Source organism: Kitasatospora sp. NPDC018619 (assembly GCF_044391605.1).
Taxonomy (GTDB): Bacteria; Actinomycetota; Actinomycetes; order Streptomycetales; family Streptomycetaceae; genus Kitasatospora.
The window spans coordinates 340,943-361,908 of the sequence record NZ_JBISAI010000007.1 but is presented as its reverse complement, the minus strand read 5'-3'; the positions used below and the strand labels follow the sequence as shown (position 1 = coordinate 361,908).

The window sequence follows — 20,966 nt, the reverse complement described above, 5'->3', positions numbered from 1 at the left end:
CGCCCGGTTACATTCCGAACCCGGAAGCTAAGCCTTACAGCGCCGATGGTACTGCAGGGGGGACCCTGTGGGAGAGTAGGACGCCGCCGAACAATTCTTCAGAAGAGCCCCTGATCCCTTCGGATCAGGGGCTCTTCGCGTTTCCGGGCCGGTGGTACAGCGGGAGTTCGGACCCGGCACACGGGGCAGCGCCGGAAGGCCTTCGGCCGTGGTCCGGCGAACCGTCAGAACAGCCGCCTCGGTCACGATCAGAGATCAGGGGCACCCGGTTGTCGCCCGCGCCCCTTGTCTACGCCCGTAGCACCCTTCCAGGCCCTTCTGAAGGGCCGTGGGGCCCCCTGGTCGTCATTCCCCGGGGCGGGCGCTGGTGATGACGGCGAAGACGGCGCCGTGCGGGTCGACCAGCTGGGCCAGCCGGCCGACGCCGTGCACGTCCATGGCGGGGATCCGGACGGTTGCGCCGAGGGTGTCGGCGATGGCGAGGCTGGCGTCGGCGTTGGGCACCTCGAAGTAGGGGAGCCAGTGCGAGCGGGTGCCGCGCGCGGTGTGTTCGGGGCCGAGCTGCATGATGCCGCCGTGGGCGTCGTCGGTGCCGCCGCCGGCCGGAGTGAGGACGGTGTACATCACCTCGCCGAGCGGGACGTCCTGCTCCTGCCAGTCGAAGACGGCGCGGTAGAAGGCCTTGTCGCGTTCGGCGTCGACGCTGTAGCACTCGGCCCAGCAGAGGCTGCCCTCCTCGGTGACGAGGTCCAGGCCGCGGGTGCCGTGCGGCTGCCAGACGGCGAAGTCGGCGCCGGTCGGGTCGGTGTAGGCGGCCGTGCGGCCCGCGCCGAGGACGTCGAAGGGGGCGACCCGGACGCGGCCGCCGGCCTGTTCGACCAGGGCGGTGGTGCGGTCGGCGTCCTCGGTGGCGAAGTAGAGCGTCCAGCCGGGAGCGGCGGCGTCCTCGGGGAGCGGTCCGAGGGCGGCGACGGTCCGGCCGTCGAGCTGGAAGAAGCCGTAGCCGCCGGCCTCCGGGCCGGCCGGATCGAAGGTCCAGCCGAAGAGCGTGCTGTAGAAGTCGGCGGACGCGCGGGTGTCGGGGCTGCTCAGGTCGAGCCAGTCCGGGGAGCCGGGGCGGAAGTCGGTGTTGAGCATGGCGGCACTGCTCCTCGGACGGGCCCGGGCGGGCGCGGTCGACGGCGGGCCCCCCTCGGTCCCTCCCAGCCTGGCACCTCGGCCGGGGCGCTGCACGGCAGCGCTGCGGCATCGGAGGGGACGGCGCTGTCGGGGCGGGGCGGTACGGTGCGTAGCGGAATCGATCCACCCGTACCGCTCGAAGGGGGTCCGGTGAGCAAGCAGGCGGCGCAGTCCGGGCAGCAGGTGCCGCGCCAGCTGGCGCAGGTCGAGGGCGTGCTGGAGCGGATCACCTATGCCAACGAGGAGACCGGCTACACGGTGGCCCGGGTGGACACCGGCCGGGGTGCGAACGACCTGCTGACGGTGGTGGGCGCGCTGCTGGGGGCGCAGGTCGGCGAGTCGCTGCGGCTGCACGGGCGGTGGGGCTCGCACCCGCAGTACGGACGGCAGTTCACGGTGGAGAACTACACCACGGTGCTGCCCGCCACGATCCAGGGAATCCAGCGGTACCTGGGTTCGGGGCTGATCAAGGGGATCGGGCCGCGGTTCGCCGAGCGGATCGTGGAGCGCTTCGGGGTGGACACCCTGGAGGTGATCGAGAACGAGCCGGGCCGGCTGATCGAGGTGCCGGGGCTGGGGCCCAAACGGACCAGGAAGATCGCGGCGGCCTGGGAGGAGCAGAAGGCCATCAAGGAGGTGATGGTCTTCCTCCAGGGGGTCGGGGTCTCCACCTCGCTGGCGGTGCGGATCTACAAGCAGTACGGCGACGGCTCGATCGGCGTGGTGCGCAACGAGCCCTACCGGCTGGCCTCGGACGTGTGGGGCATCGGCTTCCTGACGGCGGACCGGATCGCCCAGGCGGTGGGCATCCCGCACGACAGCCCCGAGCGGGTGAAGGCGGGCCTGCAGTACGCGCTGTCGCAGAGCACCGACCAGGGGCACTGCTTCCTGCCGGAGGAGCGGCTGATCGCGGACGGCGTGAAGCTGCTCCAGGTGGACGTCGGGCTGGTGATCGACTGCCTGGCGGAGCTGGTGGCGGCCGAGGGGGTGGTGCGCGAGGCGGTGCCGGGCGAGGGCGGCGAGCCGGTGACGGCGGTGTACCTGGTGCCGTTCCACCGCGCGGAGGTCTCGCTCGCCAACCAGTTGGTGCGGCTGCTGCGTTCGGACGCGGACCGGATGCCGTGGTTCGGTGCCGTGGACTGGCGGGTGGCGCTGGACTGGCTGGCGCGGCGGACCGGGGCGGAGCTGGCGCCGGAGCAGGAGCAGTCGGTCCGGCTGGCGTTGACCGAGAAGGTCGCGGTGCTGACGGGCGGTCCGGGCTGCGGCAAGTCGTTCACGGTGAAGTCGATCGTGACGCTGGCGCTGGCGAAGCGGGCCAAGGTGGTGCTGGCGGCGCCGACCGGCCGGGCGGCGAAGCGGCTGGCGGAGCTGACCGGGGTGGAGGCCTCGACGGTGCACCGGCTGCTGGAGCTGAAGCCGGGCGGGGACGCCGCGTACGACCGGGACCGGCCGCTGGACGCGGACCTGGTGGTGGTCGACGAGGCCTCGATGCTGGACCTGATCCTGGCGAACAAGCTGGTCAAGGCGGTGCCGCCGGGCGCCCACCTGCTGTTCGTGGGGGACGTGGACCAGCTGCCCTCGGTGGGCGCGGGGGAGGTGCTGCGGGACCTGCTGGCCGAGGGCGGGCCGATCCCGTCGGTGCGGCTGACCAGGATCTTCCGGCAGGCGCAGCAGTCCGGCGTGGTGACCAACGCGCACCGGATCAACGAGGGCCGGCCGCCGCTGACGGACGGCCTGGCGGACTTCTTCCTGTTCGCCGAGGAGGACGCGGAGCGGGCGGCCGGGCTGACGGTGGACGTGGTGGCGCGCCGGATCCCGCAGAAGTTCGGCTTCGACCCGCGCCGGGACGTGCAGGTGCTGGCGCCGATGCACCGCGGCCCGGCCGGCGCGGGGAGTCTGAACACCCTGCTCCAGGCGGCGGTGACGCCGGCCCGGGAGGGGCTGGCCGAACGCCGGTTCGGCGGCCGGACGTTCCGGGTGGGGGACAAGGTCACCCAGATCCGCAACAACTACGACAAGGGGCGCAACGGCGTCTTCAACGGCACAGTGGGAGTGGTGACGGCCCTCAGCGTGGACGACCAGCGGTTGACGGTGCTCACCGACGAGGACGAGGAGGTGGCGTACGACTTCGACGAACTGGACGAGCTGGCGCACGCGTACGCGGTGACGATCCACCGCTCGCAGGGCAGCGAGTACCCGGTCGTGGTGATTCCCGTCACCATGTCCGCTTGGACGATGCTCCAGCGCAACCTGCTCTACACCGCTGTGACCAGGGCCAGGAAACTCGTGGTGCTGGTGGGGTCACGGAAGGCGATCGCACAGGCTGTCCGGGCCGTCAGTGCAGGTCGGAGGCACACCGGGCTCGACCACCGGCTGGCGGCTGGATGATTATCCAAGGCGATGGTTGCCTCTAATGTTCTCTTGACGTGAAGAGATTTACGGCAGAGCCTAGGGTGGTGCCGATCTTGTCCGGTTCGTACCGGCTGCGGCGGCAGGTTTTGTAGGGGCGGGCCCTTTCGGGTCACCCCGGGTGCGCGGCTGTCCTCCGGATGGGGGATGGTAGAGACAGTCAGGGCACCTTGGAAGAGGATTCATTTCGTCGGTGAGGAAGACGTGAGCGACAACTCGGTAGTACTGCGGTACCAGGACGGCGAGTACGAGTACCCCGTCGTCGAGAGCACTGCGGGCAACTCGGGCTTCGACATCTCGAAGCTGCTGCCGCAGACCGGCCTGGTCACCCTGGACAACGGCTTCGGTAACACCGCTGCGTACAAGTCCGCGATCACCTTCGTGGACGGCGACAACGGCATCCTGCGGTACCGCGGCTACCCGATCGAGCAGCTCGCCTCCGATGGCGGCTTCATCGAGACCGCGTACCTCCTGATCAACGGTGAGCTGCCGAACGCGGACCAGCTGGCCGAGTTCAACCGCGAGATCACCCAGCACACCCTGCTGCACGAGGACGTCAAGCGCTTCTTCCAGGGCTTCCCGCGGGACGCCCACCCGATGGCCATGCTGTCCTCGGTCGTCGGCGCGCTGTCCACGTTCTACCCGGAGAGCCACAACCCGTTCGACGCGGCCCAGCGCCACCTGTCGACGGTCCGCCTGCTCGCCAAGCTGCCGACGATCGCCGCGTACGCGTACAAGAAGGCGATGGGCCAGCCCTTCGTCTACCCGCGCAACGACCTGAGCTACGTCGAGAACTTCCTGCGGATGACCTTCGCCGTCCCCGCCGAGGACTACGAGCTCAACCCGGTCGTCGTCAACGCGCTGGACAAGCTGCTCATCCTGCACGCGGACCACGAGCAGAACTGCTCGACCTCCACGGTGCGCCTGGTCGGCTCCAGCCACGCCAACCTGTTCGCCTCGATCTCGGCCGGCATCTCGGCCCTGTGGGGCCCGCTGCACGGCGGCGCCAACCAGGCCGTGCTGGAGATGCTGGAGAGCATCCAGAAGGACGGCGGCGACGTCGACGCCTTCATCACGAAGGTGAAGAACAAGGAAGCCGGCGTCAAGCTGATGGGCTTCGGGCACCGGGTCTACAAGGCCTTCGACCCGCGCGCCGCCCAGGTCAAGCTGCTCGCGCACGAGGTCCTCGGCCAGCTCGGCAAGAACGACGAGCTGCTGGACATCGCGCTCAAGCTGGAGGAGCACGCCCTCAAGGACGACTTCTTCATCTCGCGCAAGCTGTACCCGAACGTGGACTTCTACACCGGCCTGATCTACCGCGCCATGGGCTTCCCGACCAGCATGTTCACCGTGCTGTTCGCCCTCGGCCGGCTGCCGGGCTGGATCGCCCACTGGCACGAGATGATCAACGACCCGACCAGCCGGATCGGCCGTCCGCGCCAGATCTACACCGGCACCGCGATCCGCGACTACGTCCCGCTGGACGCCCGCTGACCGCTGCGGTGCCGACCACCGGCCCGCACGGAAGCTGAGAGGGGCCCGGCCGCGCGAGCGGCCGGGCCCCTTCGCGTCCCGTGGCGCGCCCGAGGGTGCGCGCGGGGACGTAACCGTACGGCGCACGACTCCGGGGCCGGCCGCAGCCGGGGACGGCCGCTCAAAGCGTCCCAGGCCCGCCAGAACCCCGGCGTCGTGCGCGAAGGCCGTCGGATTCGACGACCGTTCCCGGGGCCCGCCGGAGCCCCGTCGGCGGCAGGCCGCCGGAAGCGCCGGAACACGTTGCCGTTCAGCGTGTTCCAGCCCAGCGGAAAAAACTGCCGCACTACCAACCTAAGACGTATCAGGGTGCGAGAAGTTACGCCCGGGGGGTGTGAGCTGCCTCTCGCCACGCTCCGTGTGCGCGTCGTACCACGCCCATACCACACGTTCACTCGGGCGGGACGTCACCCTCCCCGCAGTCACGGCAACCGAGCGTGATAGGAATCGTGGCATTCCGGTACGGACCGTCGCGCACATTCACCGCGCGGCGGCGGAACTGGGGAGGGAGTGCGCAGATGGCCAGGAACGTCGTCGTCACCGGCGGTGGCACGGGAATCGGGTACGAAGTCACGCGGCGGTTCGTCGAGGCCGGCGACCGCGTGGTGATCGTGGGCCGCCGCCGGGAGGTCCTGGAGAAGGCCGCGGCCGCCCTCGGGCCGGACGTCACCCCGCTGGTGTGCGACCTCGCCGATCCGGACGCCGTGGAGGCCGCGCTGGCCGAGCTGCCCGAGCGGATCGACGTCCTGGTCAACAACGCCGGCAGCCGGGAGACCGTGGTCGGCGGCGGACCGCACGCCCTGCTGGCGCGCTGGCGCGGCGACTTCGAGCGCAACGTGCTGACCGTGGTGCTGCTCACCGAGTCCGTCCGCGACCGGCTCACCCCGGGCTCCGGCCGGGTGGTCACCATCAGCTCGATCGCCGCCCTGCGCGGGGCCGGCTCGTTCGGTGCGGCGAAGGCCTCGCTGCACGCCTGGAACCACTTCCTGGCCGCCCAGTTGGGCACCTCGGGCATCACCGCCAACATCGTCGCGCCGGGCACTGTCGCGGGCACCGAGTTCTTCGGGCCGCGGATGGACGAGGCCGAGGTCGCCCGCCGGGCCGCCCGCACCCTGCTCGGGCGGATCGGTGAGACCGGCGAGGTCGCGGCGGCGGTGCACTTCCTGGCCTCGCCCGAGGCCGGGTTCATCACCGGCGAGATCCTGCACTGCAACGGCGGCGAGCTGCTGGGGCGGTGAGCCCCGGGATGCCCGGGACGGACGAGGGCCCCGGACCGGCAGCGGTCCGGGGCCCTCGCGCGCGGAGGTTCAGGCGGGGGAGAAGCGGCGCAGCCGCAGGCTGTTGGTGACCACGAAGACCGAGGAGAAGGCCATCGCGGCGCCGGCGATCATCGGGTTGAGCAGGCCGGCGGCGGCCAGCGGCAGGGCGGCGACGTTGTAGCCGAAGGCCCAGAAGAGGTTGCCCTTGATGGTGGCCAGGGTGCGCCGGGAGAGCCGGATGGCGTCGGCCGCCGAGCGCAGGTCGCCGCGGACCAGGGTGAGGTCGCCGGCCTCGATGGCGGCGTCGGTGCCGGTGCCCATCGCCAGGCCGAGGTCGGCCTGGGCGAGCGCGGCCGCGTCGTTGACGCCGTCGCCGACCATCGCGACCACCCGGCCCTCGGCCTGGAGCTTCCGGACGGTGGCGACCTTGTCCTCGGGGAGGACCTCGGCGATCACGTGCTCGGGGGCGATGCCGACCTCGGCGGCGACCGCCTCGGCGACCGGCCGGTTGTCACCGGTCAGCAGGACCGGGGTCAGGCCGAGCGCGCGCAGCTCGGCGACGGCCTCGGCGCTGGTCGGCTTGACCGCGTCGGCGACCTCCAGCACCGCCCGGGCCTCGCCGTCCCAGCCGACCGCGACCGCGGTGCGGCCGGCGGCCTCGGCGGCGGCCTTGGCGCGGGCCAGCGCGGGCGGCAGGTGCTGCGCGCGGTCGGCCAGCAGGGCCTCGCGCCCGGCGACCACCCGGCGGCCCGCCACGACCCCTTCCACGCCCCGTCCGGGCAGGTTGCGGAAGTCCGTGACGGCGGGCAGCGGGCCGGCCTCGGCGGCGGCCTCGGCGACCGCCCGGGCGACCGGGTGCTCCGAGGCGTGCTCGACGGCGCCGGCCAGGCGCAGTGCCTCGGCGCGCTCCACGCCCTCGGCGGGGTGCACCGCGAGCAGCGCCATCCGGCCGGTGGTCACGGTGCCGGTCTTGTCCAGCACGACGGTGTCGACCGTGCGGGTGGACTCCAGCACTTCCGGGCCCTTGATCAGGATGCCGAGCTGGGCGCCGCGGCCGGTGCCGACCATGAGCGCGGTCGGGGTGGCCAGGCCGAGGGCGCACGGGCAGGCGATGATCAGCACGGCGACGGCCGCGGTGAAGGCGGCGGTGGGGTTGTCGGTGGCCAGCAGCCAGACCACCAGGGTGGCCAGGGCGATCAGGATGACGGCCGGGACGAAGACCGCGGAGATCCGGTCGGCGAGGCGCTGGGCGGCGGCCTTGCCGTTCTGGGCCTCCTCGACCAGCCGGGCCATCCGGGCCAGCCGGGTGTCCGCGCCGACCCGGGTCGCCTCGACCACCAGCCGCCCGCCGGCGTTGACGGTGGCGCCGGTGACGGCGTCCCCGACGGTGACCTCGACCGGGACGGACTCGCCGGTCAGCATCGAGGCGTCCACCGCGGAGGAGCCCTCGACCACCGTGCCGTCGGTGGCGATCGTCTCGCCGGGGCGGACCACGAAGCGGGTGCCGACCGTCAGCCGGTCCACCGGCAGCCGTACCTCGCGGCCGCCCTCCAGGACGGCGACGTCCTTGGCGCCGAGGTCGAGCAGGGCGCGCAGCGCGGCTCCGGCCCGGCGCTTGGAGCGGGCCTCCAGGTGGCGGCCCAGCAGGATCAGCACGGTGACGGCGGCGGCGGTCTCCAGGTAGAGCGCGCCGGAGGCGTCGGTGGTGCCGACGGAGAGCGAGAAGGCGTGGTGCGTCCCGGGCCTGCCCGCGTGGCCCAGGAACAGTGCCCAGCAGGACCAGCCGAAGGCGGCCAGGGTGCCGAGCGAGACCAGGGTGTCCATGGTCGCGGCGCCGTGCCGCAGGTTGGTCCAGGCGGCGCGGTGGAAGGGCAGGCCGCCGTAGACCACGACCGGGCCGGTGAGTGCGAAGGCCAGCCACTGCCAGTCGGTGAACTGGAGGGCCGGGACCATCGACAGCAGGACCACCGGGACGCTGAGGACGGCGCTGACCAGCAGCCGGTCGCGCAGGGGGTCGGGCTCCCCGGGCCGGACGGCGGACGGCTCGGGCTCGGGGGCGGCCGGAGGCGGCGGGAGCTCGGCGGTGTAGCCGGTGCGCTCGACGGTGGCGATCAGGTCCTCGACCGTGGTGCCGGGGCCGTAGTCGACCCGGGCCTTCTCGGTGGCGAAGTTGACGGTGGCCTCGACGCCGTCCATCCGGTTGAGCTTCTTCTCGATCCGGGCCGCGCAGGAGGCGCAGGTCATCCCGCCGATCGTCAGCTCGACCCGGTCCCGGGCCCCGAGGTCCGGGGTGGACGTGCTCATGCGGATCAGCTCCTCGGTACGGGGGGACGGCGGGGCCCGCCGCGGCGGCCCCGCCGTGCCGGACGGTTCAGGCGCTGCGGCCGACCAGCTCGTAGCCGGCCTCGTCGATCGCGGCGCGCACCTGCTCGTCGTCCAACGGGGCGGCGGAGGAGATCGTCACGGTGCCGGCCGTGGCGTCGGCGGCGACCCCGGTGACCCCGGCGAGGGCGGAGACCTCCTCGCTGATCGCCTTCTCGCAGTGGCCGCAGCTCATGCCGGACACGGTGTAGGTGGTGGTGCTGGACACGGTTGGCCTCCGGGAGGTCCGGGCGGCCCGGCGGCGGTTCGTCCGGGGCGCGGTACTGGCAACGACTCTTCTCACAACACCATACCCCTCCAGGGTATTCCCGGACGTGGTGGGGGGAGGGGCGCCCGGACCGCGGGCCGGGGGCGGTCGGGCCTCCGCCGTGATCGTCCCTTATGTTCGGTATGTGTTTCCGCTCCGCCGCGCCCAGTCCCCCTCGGCTCCCACGGCAACCGGGCTGCCGCCGGACCGGCGGCGCGGCGCGCTGCTCGCCGCCGACCTCCAGGACGTGCCGTTCTGGCGTCGGGCCAGCCCGGCGCTGGTCGCCGTCCTGCTCGTCGGCCTCGCGGACTTCCTCTCCGGCAAGGACCGCTACCTGGCCCCGCTGATGACCGTCGTGCCCACCGTCGCCGCGCTCACCCTGAGGCCCGGCGAACTGATCCTGGTCTGCGCGCTCGGGCTGCTCACGGTGTTCGGGCTCAGCCACCACGACCAGGTCGACAACATCAACGATGCCCGGTTCCTGTACGGGGCGATGGTCAGCTACGTCGTCCTGACGCTGTTCTCGGCCTGGGTCGCCAAGCTCCGGATGCGGCGCGCGGCGGCCTTCGCGGCCGTCAGCTCCGTCGCCGAGGCCGCCCAGCGGGCGCTGCTGCAACTGCCGGGCCCGGCCGTCGGGCCGCTGCGGCTCGCGGTGCGGTACGTGTCGGCGGCCGACGCCTCACGGATCGGCGGGGACCTCTACTCGGTGCTGGACACGCCGCACGGCGTCCGGGCCGCCGTCGGGGACGTCCGGGGCAAGGGGCTGGCGGCGGTGCAGACCGCGGCCGTGGTGCTGGGCGCGTTCCGCGAGGCGGCGTACGACGAGGCCGGGCTGCGGGGCGTCGCGGCGCGGGTCGAGGCCAGTGTGGAACGGCACGTGCCGGACGGGGAGTTCACCACCGCGCTGTTCGCGGAGTTCCGGACGCCGGGAACGATGGAGCTGTTGCAGTACGGCCACGTGCCGCCGATCCGGGTGGACGGCGAGGGGCGGGCGCACGTGCTGGACGCGCCGGACCCGTGGGTGCCGCTGGGGCTCGGCCGGCTGGCGGCGGGGGAGCCGGCCACCTGGGGGCAGCCGTTCGGGACGGAGGACGTGCTGGTGCTCTGCACGGACGGGGTGATCGAGGCGCGGCACCGCACCAGCGGGGAGTTCTACCCGCTGGCGGAGCGGGTCGGGCCGCTGGTGCGGGGTGCCGCGCGCTCGGCGGGGGAGCTGGAGGCCGCGGTGGGGCGGGTGTACGCGGACCTGCTGGCGCACACGGGCGGGGAGCTGCGGGACGACGCGTTGCTGCTGCTGGTCACGCGGACGGACGGCTGAGCGCCGTCGGCTCCGCGCGCCCCGGACGGCGGCCCAGGCGGCCCAGGCGGCTCAGGCGGCTCAGGCGGCGGTGACGTCGGCGAGGGCGCGGAAGACGAGGGCGGTGGAGGTGGCGCCCGGGTCCTGGTGGCCGGTGCTGCGTTCCCCGAGGTAGGAGGCGCGGCCCTTGCGGGCCCGGAGGGGGACGGTGCCGAGGGCGCCGCGCTCGGCGGCGTCGGCCGCCGCCGCGGCCGCCTCGGGGAGGCCGGCCCCGGTGGCGGCGGCCTCCCGGAAGGCGGCGACGGCCGGGATCCAGGCGTCCACGATGGTCTTGTCGCCGGGCTCGGCCTTGCCGAGGAGGCGCACGGCGTCCAGGCCGGCCGACAGGGCCTCGGCGACGGCGGCCGGGCCGGCCGGTTCGGGCAGGGCCGCGCCGACGGCGCGGAAGGCCTTGCCGTAGAGCGGCCCGGAGGCTCCGCCGACCTTGGAGATCAGCGTGGTGCCGGTCTTGGTGAGGACGGCGCCGGGCCCGTCCGGCCGCAGGCCGTCCAGGGCGGTCAGGGCGGCGGCGAACCCGCGCTGGAGGTTGCTGCCGTGGTCGCCGTCGCCGATCGCGGAGTCCAGCTCGGTGAGCCGCTCCCGCTCCTTCTCGACGGCCGCGGCGATCGCGCGGATCCAGGCCTCGGCCAGCGGGGTGTCGAAGTCCATCGGGTCTCCTTCGGTGCGGCTCAGCGCTTGAGGGCGGGGGTGTCGGCCGGAGCGTCCCAGAGGTCGAGCAGCTGGGCGTCGGCCTTGGTGAGGGTGAGCGAGAAGCCCGCCATGTCCAGGCTGGTGACGTAGTTGCCGACCAGGCTGCGGGCCACCGTGATGCCGTGCTCGGCGAGCCTGGCGGCGACCTCGCCGTAGACCACGTACAGCTCCAGCAGCGGGGTCGCGCCGAGGCCGTTGAGCAGCGCGATCACCTCGTCGCCCGGGGTCAGGTGGTGGTCGGTCAGGATGGTCTCGACCACCTCGGCGGCCAGCTCGCGGGCCGGGCGGAGCTTCTCGCGGCGGCGGCCGGGCTCGCCGTGGATGCCGACGCCGACCTCGATCTCGTCCTCGGGCAGGTCGAAGCCGGGCTTGCCGGCGGCCGGGACGGTCGCGGCGGTGAGCGCGACGGCGAAGGAGCGGGAGGCGGCGTTGACCCGCTCGCCCAGGGCGGCGACCTCGTCCAGCGGGGCGCCGCGCTCGGCCAGGGCGCCGGCCGTCTTCTCGACCAGGACCGTGGCGCCGGTGCCCCGGCGCCCGGCCGTCCAGGTGGAGTCCTCGACCGCGACGTCGTCGTTGACCAGGACGGTGCGGACCTCCAGGCCCTCCTCGGCGGCGAGCTCGGCGGCCAGCTCGAAGTTCATCACGTCGCCGGTGTAGTTCTTCACGACGAAGACCACGCCGGCGCCGGTCTCCACGGCCTTGGCGGCGGCCAGCATCTGGTCCGGGACGGGCGAGGTGAACACCTCGCCGGGGCACGCGGCGTCGAGCATGCCGGGGCCGACGAAGCCGCCGTGCAGCGGCTCGTGGCCGGAGCCGCCGCCGGAGACCAGCGCGACCTTGGGGGCGGCCGGGCGGACGGCCCGGGTGATCACCCGGTTGGGCACGTCCACCGTCAGCTCCGGGTGGGCGGCGGCGATTCCGGCCAGCGCGTCGGCCAGGACGCTCTCGGGGGTGTTGATCAGCTTCTTCAACGCTCTTCGCTCCCTTGGTGACCTGGGTGAGCACGCCACGGCCGTCGACGCCGTTGCCCCGACGCTACGCCAGACGGGGGTGCCGGGCACGGGGTGCGACACGCGGGATTCCGGTCACCCTCCCGGAGCAGCGGGTTCCGCCGTAGGGTCGGCCGCATGAGTGGCAACGTGGGCATCGTCCTGGTCTCGCACAGCGCCCGGCTCGCGGAGGGGCTGCGCGAGCTGCTCGGCGAACTCGCCTCGGACGGCGTGCGGGTGGTCGTCGCGGGCGGCACCGAGGACGGCGGGCTGGGCACCAGCTACGAGCTGATCGCCGGGGCGATCGAGCGGGCCGACGCCGGGGCGGGCGTGGTGGTGCTGCCGGACCTCGGCAGCTCGGTGCTCACCGCCGTCACGGTGCTGGAGGACGAGCCGCGCCCGAGCGTGCGGCTGGCGGACGCGCCGTTCGTGGAGGGCGCGGTGGCCGCCGCCGTCACCGCCTCGACCGGGGCGGGGCTGGCCGAGGTGGTCGCGGCGGCCGAGGACGCCCGGGGCTTCCGCAAGCTCTGACCGCCCGGGCCACCGGCAGGGTCGGCCGGCTGGGACCGACCGGCCGGCGGCCGCTCATGTGCGGCCGCTCACTTGGCGTCCGCGTACCGCTCCACCACGGCCGTGCTGAGCGGGAAGCGCACCGGGGTGTCGCCGAACACCAGCCGGCGGGCCTCGTCGGCCGCCTCGTCGACGGCCGCCGCCACCGCGTCGGCGAGGTTGGCCGGGGTGTGCACGATCACCTCGTCGTGCTGGAAGAACACCAGGTGGGGGCGGTCCGCCGGGCCGCCCGCGGGCAGCTCGTTCAGCCGGCGGCGCAGGGCGGCGAGCAGGGCCAGCGCCCAGTCCGCGGCGCTGGCCTGGATGACGAAGTTGCGGGTGAACCGGCCGCGCGCCCGGGCGGTGCGGCCGCCCGCCTCCCCGGTGCCCTCGCCCTCGGTGAGGTCGAGGAAGTCGGCGGAGGCCGGCGGGCAGACCCGGCCGAGCCGGGAGGCGACCACGCCGCCGTCCTCGCCGGTGCGGGCCGCGGCCTCGACGTAGCCCATCGCCGCCGGGTAGCGGTGGTGCAGGGTGCTCAGCAGCGGGCCGATGTCGCCGCTGGTCTGCCCGTACATGGCGCCGAGCAGGCCGAGCTTGGCCTTGTCGCGGTCCCCCTGGAAGGCCTGGGCGGCGAGCGCCTCGTACAGGTCGCCGCCGGCCGCGGTGCGGGCCAGCCCGGCGTCCCCGGAGAGCGCGGCGAGCACCCGGGGCTCCAGCTGGGCGGCGTCGGCGACGACCAGCAGCCAGCCCGGGTCGGCGACCACGGCGCGGCGCAGGATGCGCGGGATCTGCAGGGCGCCGCCGCCGCGGCTGGCCCAGCGGCCGGACACCACGCCGCCGACCACGTACTCGGGCCGGAACCGGCCGCCGCGGGCCCAGGCGTCCTGCCAGGCCCAGCCGTGCGCGACGTGGATCCGGGACAGCTCCTTGTAGCGGACCAGCAGCCGGGCGGCCGGGTGGTCGACGTTCTTCAGCTCCCAGGAGCGGGTGGAGCCGAGCTGGATGCCCGCCTCGCCGAAGGCGCGCAGCACCTGGGTGTGCGAGTCGGGGTTGAACGGCTTGGCGCCGAGGGCCCGGTGGAGGTCGAGGGCGAGCTCGGCGAGGACCCGGGGCTGGGCGCCGGGGACGGCCGGGCGGGGGCCGAGCAGTTCGGTCAGCAGCCGGTCGTGGACGTCGGCCCGCCAGGGCAGGCCGTCGTGGGCCATCTCGGCGGCCACCAGGGCGCCGGCCGACTCGGCGGCGACCAGCAGCCGGAACCGCTGCCGGGCGGCCGGGTCCGCGAGGGCCGCGATCCGGCGCTGCTGCTCGGCGTGGACGGCGACCACGGCGGCCAGCGGGTCGGCGCCGGGCGGCAGCTGGAGCCGGTCGGGGGCGAACAGGGTGTCCTGGCCGTCGTCGGCGTCGGCCAGGCCGGGCTCGGGGAGGTCCGCCGGGACGGGCAGGCCGTGCAGCCGGGCCCAGGCGGCGCCGAGCGAGCGCGGCGCGCCGAACCGGCCCTCGTGCGCCAGCAGCAGCGCCTCGACCAGCCGCAGGTCGTGGCAGCGGGCGAGCCGGTCGGGCAGGTGCGGCAGCAGTGGGGCGTACCCGGAGTCGGCGGCGGCCCAGACCCACCGGGGGTGCTCGGCGGCCTCCCGGGCGGCGACGGCGGCGGCGAGGTCGCGGACGGCCTCCGGCGGGCCGAGCGGGACGCCCGCGTCGTCCAGCGGCTGGAGCCGGCCGCCCGGACCGTGCGGGTCGGGCGCGAGGGCGGTCCTGGGTGCCACGGGGGCTGCTCCTCTCCGGCGCGCGGTCGGGCGTGCGGGGACGGGTACGGGGCACGGCCCCGCGGGCGGGCGCGCCGCGGCCCGCGACCGACGGGTCCGCGCGTCGACGGTAACGGGTGGGTACGACAACGGACGGCAGGCGGTCCCGCGCGACGGCCGGGCGGTCGTGTGCGACGGACGGCAGGCGGTCCTGTGCGACGGAGCGCGTGCGGGTCCGCGCGAGGAGCGGTAAAGCGCATGAGCAGGGCGGGGGCACGGCGTATGGTCGCGAAATGACCGAGAACCCGTTCTTCCAGCCCAGCTCGCTGGTCTACGAACTCCCGCCGTTCGCCGAGATCCGCGAGGAGCACTACCTGCCCGCGTACGAGCGCGGGATGGCCGAACAGCTGGCCGAGATCGCGGCCGTCACCGCCGACCCCGGCGAGCCCACCTTCGAGAACACCCTGGTGGCCCTGGAGCGCTCCGGGGAGCTGCTGCGCCGGGTCGACGCGGTGTTCCGCAACCAGTCCTCCTCGGACACCACCGACGCGCTGGACGAGGTGGAGGCGAAGGTGAGCCCGCTGCTCGCCGCCCACCACGACGCGATCCACCTGGACCTGGCGCTGTTCGCGCGGATCGAGGCGCTGTACGAGGCCCGCGCCGGGCTCGGCCTGGACCCGGAGTCGCTGCGGCTGCTGGAGCGCCGCTACACCGCCTTCGTGCGCTCCGGCGCCCGGCTGGGCGCAGCCGAGCAGGCCCGGCTGCGCGAGCTGAACGCCGAACTCGCCGCGCTCGGCACCGCGTTCCAGCAGAACGTGAACGCCGCGACCAGGGCCGCCGCGCTGGTCCTGGACTCCGCCGAGGAGCTGGCCGGGCTGTCCGAGGGCGCGATCGCCGCGGCGGCCGAGAACGCCCGGGTGCTGGGCCACGAGGGCAAGTACGTCCTGAGCCTGAAGAACACCTCCGGCCAGCCCGAGCTGGCGCAGCTCACCGACCGCTCGGTGCGCGAGCGGCTGCTGGCCGCCTCGCTCGGCCGGGGCCTGGCGGAGAACGGCCCGCTGGCCGTCCGGACGGCCGCGCTGCGCGCCGAGCGGGCCGAGCTGCTGGGGTACCCGACCCACGCCGCGTACGTGGTGGCGGACGAGACGGCGGGCACCGTCGAGGCGGTCTCCGCGCTGCTGGCCCGGCTGGTGGAGCCGGCCGTGGCCAACGCCCGCCGGGAGGCCGGGGAGCTGGCCCGGGCGGCGGCCGAGGACGGGATCGGGGAGATCGCCGCGCACGACTGGGCGTACTACTCGGAGAAGGTCCGGCAGCGCTCCTACCAGGTGGACGCGGAGGTGCTGCGCCCGTACTTCGAGCTGGAGCGGGTGCTGCGGGACGGCGTGTTCTTCGCCGCGAACCTGGCGTACGGGGTGACCTTCACCGAGCGCCCGGACCTGACGGCGCACCACCCGGACGCGCGGGTCTTCGAGGTGTTCGAGGAGGACGGCACCCCGCTGGGCCTGTTCATCGGGGACTTCCACGCCCGGGCGTCCAAGCGCGGCGGCGCCTGGATGGACGCGCTGGTGGCCCAGTCCGGACTGACCGGGCAGCGCCCCGTGGTGCTGAACAACCTCAACATCCCGCGCCCGGCGCCCGGCGAGCCGGTGCTGATGGACTGGGACGAGGTGCGCACGCTGTTCCACGAGTTCGGGCACGCGCTGCACGGGCTGTTCTCGGACGTGCGCTACCCGCTGTTCTCCGGCACCTCGGTGCCCCGGGACTTCGTCGAGTTCCCCTCGCAGGTCAACGAGATGTGGATGGTCCGCCCGGAGGTGCTGGCCAACTACGCGCGCCACCACGCCACCGGGGAGCCGCTGCCGGCCGGTCTGGTCGAGCGGATGACGGCGGCCGAGGGCTTCGGGCAGGGCTTCCGGACGGTGGAGTACCTGGCGGCCGCCCTGCTGGACTGGGCGTGGCACACCGTGCCGCGCGGCGAGGAGGTCGCGGACGCCGAGGAGTTCGAGGCGCGGGCGCTGGCCGCGGCCGGGATCGCGGTGGACGCCGTCCCGCCGCGCTACCGGACGGCGTACTTCCAGCACGTCTTCGCCAGCGGCTACAGCGCGGCGTACTACGCGTACATCTGGTCGGAGGTGCTGGACGCCGACACCGTGCAGTGGTTCGAGGGCAACGGGCGCCCGGTGCGCGAGAGCGGCGAGCTGTTCCGGCGCGAGCTGCTGGCCCGCGGGTTCAGCCGGGACCCGCTGGAGTCCTTCCGCGCGGTGGTCGGCCGGGCGCCGGAGACCGGGCCGCTGCTGGCGCGGCGCGGGCTGGTGTGAGCGGCCCGGCCGCAGTGCTCACCGGGCGGTGAGCGTGACCGTCACGGTCGTGCCGGGGCGGGCGTGCGGGAGCCGGACGCGGACGGTTCCCGGGCGCCCGCCGGCCGGCTGGCCGACCTCGACGCGGGCGCCGGCGGGGGAGGCGGTGACGGCCGCTCCGCGCGGGAACGCGGCCGGGGGCAGCAGGAGTTCGCTGTCGAGCCCGGTGCCGTCCGCGCGCCAGCTCACGGTCGTCCCCGTCGTACGGACGCCGGTGCCCGCGACGGCCACCGGGTACGGGCCGAAGGCCGGCTCCTCGCCGGGGGCGGGGCGGCCGGCGCGGTCGAGCGCGCAGTAGCCGCCGTTGCCCCGGCACCAGTACCACAGCGTCCAGCCCTCGGCGAAGCCGTCCATCGCGGCGACCTGACGGCGGACCAGCGCGCCGTTGCCCGGGGTGCGGGAGTCCGGCGGGCCCCACTCGCCGACCAGGACGGGCAGGCGGTGCGCGGCCGGGTAGTCGGTGACCGCGGCGGTGTACCGCTCGACGAAGCCGTCGGACGGGTCCCAGTCGGCGCCGCCCTCGACCGCGGTGTCGTAGAAGTGCGGCGCGTAGCCGAGCCGGGCGGCGCCGGGGCGGGGGTCGGTGAAGCCGGGCAGGCGGGTGGGCACGCCCTGGCCGACCAGTACGGTCGGCTCGACGAACAGCCAGGCGCGGGAGTCGGCGCGGCGCACGGCGGCGATCAGCCGGCGGTACATGTCGGCGAGCCGGCCCTGCTCCAGGGCGGCGGAGGCGGCGGCCAGCACCGCCGGGTCGCTCGGGTCGCCGTCCACCGGGCCGAACGGCTCGTTGAACAGGTCGTAGCCCAACAGCGAGCGGTGGCCGCTCAGTTCGCGGGCCAGCCGGGTGTAGAAGCCGGCCTGCCAGGCGCGTAGGTCGGGGTCGTCGTAGAGGTGGCGGAAGGCGGCCTGGACGGCGGGCTGGAAGTAGCCGGCGAACCAGTCGGCCGGGTCCGGGGTGAAGGGCAGGCCGTCGTCCCGGGTGGCCCAGGCGGGGACGCCGTTGGTGCCGCCGACGAACCTGGGCCCGTAGACGTCCTGGTGGAAGTCGACCAGGACCAGCAGGCCCAGCCGGTCGGCCCGGTCCAGGAGCCGCTGGAGGCGGTGCAGTTCGGCGGGGTCGAGGCGGCCGCGCCGCGGCTCCAGCCGGGCCCACGAGACCGGCAGCCGCACCAGGGTGAAGCCCTGGGCGGCGACGGCGTCGAGGTCGGCCGGGGTGGCCTCGGCGTACTTGTCGAGGTTGACGCCGTGCAGCCGCAGGCGGCGGCCCCGGGCGTCGGTGAGGGCGGTGCGGCCGTCGGCGGCGGTGGCCGTCGCGGTGGGGAAGCGGTCGGCGGCGGGGCCGTCGTGGGCGGAGGCCGGGACGGCGGTGAGGGCGGGGGTGAGGGCGGCGGTGGCGGTGAGCAGCAGGGCGACGGCGGCGCGGCGCAGGCGCATCGGGGACCTCGCACGGCGGGTGGGGGCGGGGGCCCGATGATGCCGGGGCGCCGGGCGCCGCACAAGGGTCCGGTCGGTGGGCGGCTCGGTGGGCGGCCGGTCCGGTCGGCGGGCCCGGTGGCCGGTGCAGCCGGTGGCGGGCTCGGGGGCGGCCGGGTCAGTCGGCGGCCGGTTCCGGCGCGGACGGCAGGGCGGGGGTCGGCAGGTCCGCGGCGGCGGCCAGCCGGCCCCAGAGCAGGTCGGCCAGCGCCTGCACCATCCGGGTGCGCGAGCAGGGCCGGCTCTCCAGCCACCAGTCCCCGGCGGCCAGCACCATGCCGGTGATGCCCCGGCCCCAGGCCTCGGCGAGCAGGTCGCGGTCGGCGCCGAGGTCGACCTGGCTCTGCACGGCCCGGGTGATCTCCTCGGCGATCTGCCGGAGCGCGGGGGCGAGCGCGTTGCCGGCGCCGCTCGGATCGCCCGGCTCGGGGTGGGTGAGCAGCCGGTAGACCTGGGGGCGGGACTCGATGGCGGCGAGGTAGGTGTCCAGCACGTGCTCGACCCGGTCGCGGCGCTCCAGCGGCTCGGCGAGGGCGGCCCGGACGGTGGCCAGCAGCCCGCCGGTGTGACGCTCGGTCAGGGCTCTGATCAGGCCGTTCCGGTCCCCGAAGTGGCGGTAGAGGATCGGCTTGGTGATGCCGGCCTCGGCGGCGATGGCGTTCATGCTGGCGCCCGGCCCCTCGCGCTGGATGACCCGGTCGGCGGCGTTGAGCAGCTGCTCGCGGCGGGGCTCTCGGGACATGCGCTGCTCCTCGGGGTTGGGGCGGGGCTGGGCGTTGACACCGGTTACCAATCAGTAGCAGACTCCGACGATGTTACCTGAGGTAACACCCCTGGTCGGCCGCACACGTCTTCGGAGGCAAGCACCATGAGCAGCACGTTCTCGCTGGACCCGGGCGCGGACCAGCTCGCCGTACGCGACTGGCTGCACGGCTTCGCCGCCGACGTGATGCGCCCGGCCGCGGCCGAGTGGGACGAGCGCGAGGAGACCCCCTGGCCGGTCATCCAGGAGGCCGCCAAGCTGGGCATCTACTCGCTGGACTTCTACGCCCAGCAGTACTTCGACCCCTCCGGCGTCGGCATCCCGATCGCCATGGAGGAGCTGTTCTGGGGCGACGCGGGCATCGGGCTGTCCATCGTCGGCACCACCCTGGCCGCCGTCGCGGTGCTGGCCAACGGCACCGACGAGCAGATCGGCACCTGGACCCCGCAGATGTTCGGCACTCCGGAGGACGTCAAGGTGGCCGCCTTCTGCTCCTCCGAGCCGGACGCCGGCTCGGACGTCTCGGCGCTGCGCACCCGGGCGGTGTACGACGAGGCCAAGGACGAGTGGGTGCTGAACGGCACCAAGACCTGGGCCACCAACGGCGGGATCGCCGCCGTCCACGTGGTGGTCGCCACCGTGGACCCGGCGCTCGGCGCCAAGGGCCAGGCCTCCTTCGTCGTCCCGCCGGGCACCCCGGGGCTGAGCCAGGGCCAGAAGTTCAGGAAGCACGGCATCCGCGCCTCGCACACCGCCGAGGTGGTGCTGGACGGCGTCCGGGTGCCCGGCAGCTGCCTGCTCGGCGGCAAGGAGAAGCTGGACGAGCGGCTCGCCCGGGCCCGCGAGGGCGTCAAGCGCCCCGGCGGCAGGGGCAACGCGGCGATGGCCACCTTCGAGGCCTCCCGCCCGGCCGTCGGCGCCCAGGCGATCGGCATCGCCCGGGCCGCGTACGAGGTGGCGCTGGACTACGCCAGGACCCGGGAGCAGTTCGGCCGGCCGATCATCGACAACCAGGGCGTCGCCTTCCAGCTCGCCGACATGCGGACCCGGATCGACGCGGCCCGGCTGCTGGTGTGGCGGGCCTCCTGGATGGCGGCGAACAACCAGCCGTTCACCGCGGCCGAGGGCTCGATGTCCAAGCTGTACGCGGGCGAGACCGCCAAGTACGTGACCGCCCAGGCGATGCAGATCCTCGGCGGCAACGGCTTCACCCGGGAGTACCCGGTGGAGCGGATGCACCGGGACAGCGCGATCTACTCGATCTTCGAGGGGACCAGCGAGATCCAGCGGCTGGTGATCGCCCGGGCCGTCTCGGGGGTGCCGATCCGCTGACGGCCCGCCGGCTCAGCGGGCCAGCCAGAAGGCGAGCCCGGCGGTGAGCGCGCCCACCGCCGCGCCCACGACGGTCTGCGCGGCGGTGTGGTCCCGCAGCACCACCCGGGACCACCCGATCACCGGGACGAGCGGGGCGAGCAGCAGCCAGAGCGGGCCGAGCGCGACGGCGAGGCAGACCACCGCGCCGCCGGCCACGGCGGTGTGCACGGAGACCTTCCACCAGGCCGTGATCACCAGGATCGGGACGAGTGAGGCGAACATCGCCAGCACCAGCGCGGTCAGGTCGGCCGGGGCGTCCAGCCCGACCATCGCCGCGAAGCAGGCCAGCACCGAGGCCATGATCAGCGGGAAGACGGTCAGCCGGCGTCGGCGGTGGCCGACGTGGCGGTCCTCCACGGTGCCCCTGCGCATGCCCTGCCGGATGATCAGCGTCGGGACGACGGCGGCGAACAGGACGGCGAACAGCGCCCAGCCGATGCCGGGCAGGCCGTAGCGCAGGCCGCCCAGCAGCGGGAGCAGCACCAGGATCACGTTCTTCGGCTCCAGGCCGTCGGTGATCCGGCGGGCCCAGGCCGTCCGGCGGGTGGGGGCGGGCGCGGCCGCGGCCTCGGTCGTCATCGGGGTGGGTGCTCCGGGGGGCGAAGGGGCGGACGGTGCGGGTTCGGGGCCGGGTTCAGGTGCGGGTCCGGGTGCGGGTCCGGC

16 protein-coding genes and 1 rRNA gene are annotated in these 20,966 nt (G+C 74.6%); 8 read left to right on the top strand and 9 right to left on the bottom strand.

Annotated features, from left to right (window positions below):
- Window positions 1–92: ribosomal RNA gene (rrf, locus tag ACH5AR_RS14255) — 5S ribosomal RNA — on the top strand; the annotation flags it as partial.
- 253 nt (window positions 93–345) lie between these two features.
- Here rrf and ACH5AR_RS14250 read toward each other — a convergent pair.
- Window positions 346–1,137 (bottom strand): VOC family protein, encoded by a 792-nt coding sequence (locus ACH5AR_RS14250; protein WP_396301658.1) that lies wholly within the window; start codon window positions 1,135–1,137, stop codon window positions 346–348.
- Window positions 1,138–1,329: 192 nt separating this feature from the next.
- On the opposite strand from ACH5AR_RS14250, the gene ACH5AR_RS14245 reads away from it, so the two are divergent.
- From ACH5AR_RS14245 to ACH5AR_RS14235, 3 genes are all read left to right on the top strand, one after another.
- A complete protein-coding gene (locus ACH5AR_RS14245; protein WP_396301657.1) occupies window positions 1,330–3,567 on the top strand; it encodes an ATP-dependent RecD-like DNA helicase in 2,238 nt (745 codons plus the stop codon).
- Between the two features lie 225 nt (window positions 3,568–3,792).
- Window positions 3,793–5,082: a citrate synthase gene (locus ACH5AR_RS14240; RefSeq protein ID WP_355264308.1), complete on the top strand. Its 1,290-nt coding sequence runs from the start codon at window positions 3,793–3,795 to the stop codon at window positions 5,080–5,082.
- Between the two features lie 557 nt (window positions 5,083–5,639).
- A complete protein-coding gene (locus ACH5AR_RS14235) occupies window positions 5,640–6,359 on the top strand; it encodes an SDR family NAD(P)-dependent oxidoreductase (protein ID WP_396301656.1) in 720 nt (239 codons plus the stop codon).
- Window positions 6,360–6,428: 69 nt separating this feature from the next.
- On the opposite strand, the gene ACH5AR_RS14230 is transcribed toward ACH5AR_RS14235, so the two are convergent.
- A complete protein-coding gene (locus tag ACH5AR_RS14230) occupies window positions 6,429–8,684 on the bottom strand; it encodes a heavy metal translocating P-type ATPase (protein WP_396301655.1) in 2,256 nt (751 codons plus the stop codon).
- Between the two features lie 67 nt (window positions 8,685–8,751).
- Window positions 8,752–8,970 carry a heavy-metal-associated domain-containing protein gene (locus ACH5AR_RS14225; RefSeq protein WP_396301654.1) on the bottom strand — a complete coding sequence of 73 codons (219 nt, stop codon included), beginning with the start codon at window positions 8,968–8,970 and terminating at the stop codon, window positions 8,752–8,754.
- 184 nt (window positions 8,971–9,154) lie between these two features.
- On the opposite strand from ACH5AR_RS14225, the gene ACH5AR_RS14220 reads away from it, so the two are divergent.
- Entirely contained in the window at window positions 9,155–10,327 is a 1,173-nt protein-coding gene (locus ACH5AR_RS14220) for a PP2C family protein-serine/threonine phosphatase (protein ID WP_396301653.1), read from the top strand.
- 60 nt (window positions 10,328–10,387) lie between these two features.
- On the opposite strand, the gene dhaL is transcribed toward ACH5AR_RS14220, so the two are convergent.
- Together dhaL and dhaK are read right to left on the bottom strand one after the other, a co-directional pair.
- Entirely contained in the window at window positions 10,388–11,014 is a 627-nt protein-coding gene (gene dhaL / locus ACH5AR_RS14215) for a dihydroxyacetone kinase subunit DhaL (protein ID WP_396301652.1), read from the bottom strand.
- A gap of 20 nt (window positions 11,015–11,034) precedes the next feature.
- Window positions 11,035–12,027 (bottom strand): dihydroxyacetone kinase subunit DhaK, encoded by a 993-nt coding sequence (dhaK, locus tag ACH5AR_RS14210; protein WP_396301651.1) that lies wholly within the window; start codon window positions 12,025–12,027, stop codon window positions 11,035–11,037.
- A gap of 156 nt (window positions 12,028–12,183) precedes the next feature.
- Here dhaK and dhaM point away from each other — a divergent pair, with 156 nt between their 5' ends.
- Complete coding sequence (gene dhaM, locus ACH5AR_RS14205) at window positions 12,184–12,576, top strand: dihydroxyacetone kinase phosphoryl donor subunit DhaM (RefSeq protein WP_396301650.1); 393 nt, start codon at window positions 12,184–12,186, stop codon at window positions 12,574–12,576.
- 68 nt (window positions 12,577–12,644) lie between these two features.
- On the opposite strand, the gene ACH5AR_RS14200 is transcribed toward dhaM, so the two are convergent.
- Complete coding sequence (locus ACH5AR_RS14200) at window positions 12,645–14,357, bottom strand: bifunctional 3'-5' exonuclease/DNA polymerase (protein WP_396301649.1); 1,713 nt, start codon at window positions 14,355–14,357, stop codon at window positions 12,645–12,647.
- 272 nt (window positions 14,358–14,629) lie between these two features.
- Here ACH5AR_RS14200 and ACH5AR_RS14195 point away from each other — a divergent pair, with 272 nt between their 5' ends.
- The gene (locus ACH5AR_RS14195; protein WP_396301648.1) at window positions 14,630–16,654 is read left to right on the top strand and encodes a M3 family metallopeptidase; all 2,025 of its coding nucleotides are present in this window, start codon (window positions 14,630–14,632) and stop codon (window positions 16,652–16,654) included.
- 18 nt (window positions 16,655–16,672) lie between these two features.
- On the opposite strand, the gene ACH5AR_RS14190 is transcribed toward ACH5AR_RS14195, so the two are convergent.
- Window positions 16,673–18,127 (bottom strand): glycoside hydrolase family 5 protein, encoded by a 1,455-nt coding sequence (locus ACH5AR_RS14190; protein WP_396301647.1) that lies wholly within the window; start codon window positions 18,125–18,127, stop codon window positions 16,673–16,675.
- Between the two features lie 157 nt (window positions 18,128–18,284).
- Window positions 18,285–18,908 (bottom strand): TetR family transcriptional regulator, encoded by a 624-nt coding sequence (locus ACH5AR_RS14185; protein ID WP_396301646.1) that lies wholly within the window; start codon window positions 18,906–18,908, stop codon window positions 18,285–18,287.
- A 126-nt stretch (window positions 18,909–19,034) separates the two neighbouring features.
- Here ACH5AR_RS14185 and ACH5AR_RS14180 point away from each other — a divergent pair, with 126 nt between their 5' ends.
- On the top strand, window positions 19,035–20,261 hold the full coding sequence (locus ACH5AR_RS14180) for an acyl-CoA dehydrogenase family protein (RefSeq protein WP_396301645.1): 1,227 nt from the start codon (window positions 19,035–19,037) through the stop codon (window positions 20,259–20,261).
- 12 nt (window positions 20,262–20,273) lie between these two features.
- Here ACH5AR_RS14180 and ACH5AR_RS14175 read toward each other — a convergent pair whose 3' ends face one another.
- Window positions 20,274–20,882 carry a hypothetical protein gene (locus ACH5AR_RS14175; RefSeq protein WP_396301644.1) on the bottom strand — a complete coding sequence of 203 codons (609 nt, stop codon included), beginning with the start codon at window positions 20,880–20,882 and terminating at the stop codon, window positions 20,274–20,276.
- Between the last annotated feature and the right edge of the window lie 84 nt (window positions 20,883–20,966).

Coding starts and splice junctions, on each gene's coding strand:
- ACH5AR_RS14250 (WP_396301658.1), bottom strand. CDS start 1,137: ATGCTCAACACCGACTTCCGCCCCGGCTCCCCGGACTGGCTCGACCTG.
- ACH5AR_RS14235 (WP_396301656.1), top strand. CDS start 5,640: ATGGCCAGGAACGTCGTCGTCACCGGCGGTGGCACGGGAATCGGGTAC.
- ACH5AR_RS14230 (WP_396301655.1), bottom strand. CDS start 8,684: ATGAGCACGTCCACCCCGGACCTCGGGGCCCGGGACCGGGTCGAGCTG.
- dhaL (WP_396301652.1), bottom strand. CDS start 11,014: ATGGACTTCGACACCCCGCTGGCCGAGGCCTGGATCCGCGCGATCGCC.
- dhaM (WP_396301650.1), top strand. CDS start 12,184: ATGAGTGGCAACGTGGGCATCGTCCTGGTCTCGCACAGCGCCCGGCTC.
- ACH5AR_RS14195 (WP_396301648.1), top strand. CDS start 14,630: ATGACCGAGAACCCGTTCTTCCAGCCCAGCTCGCTGGTCTACGAACTC.
- ACH5AR_RS14190 (WP_396301647.1), bottom strand. CDS start 18,127: ATGCGCCTGCGCCGCGCCGCCGTCGCCCTGCTGCTCACCGCCACCGCC.
- ACH5AR_RS14185 (WP_396301646.1), bottom strand. CDS start 18,908: ATGTCCCGAGAGCCCCGCCGCGAGCAGCTGCTCAACGCCGCCGACCGG.
- ACH5AR_RS14180 (WP_396301645.1), top strand. CDS start 19,035: ATGAGCAGCACGTTCTCGCTGGACCCGGGCGCGGACCAGCTCGCCGTA.
- ACH5AR_RS14175 (WP_396301644.1), bottom strand. CDS start 20,882: ATGACGACCGAGGCCGCGGCCGCGCCCGCCCCCACCCGCCGGACGGCC.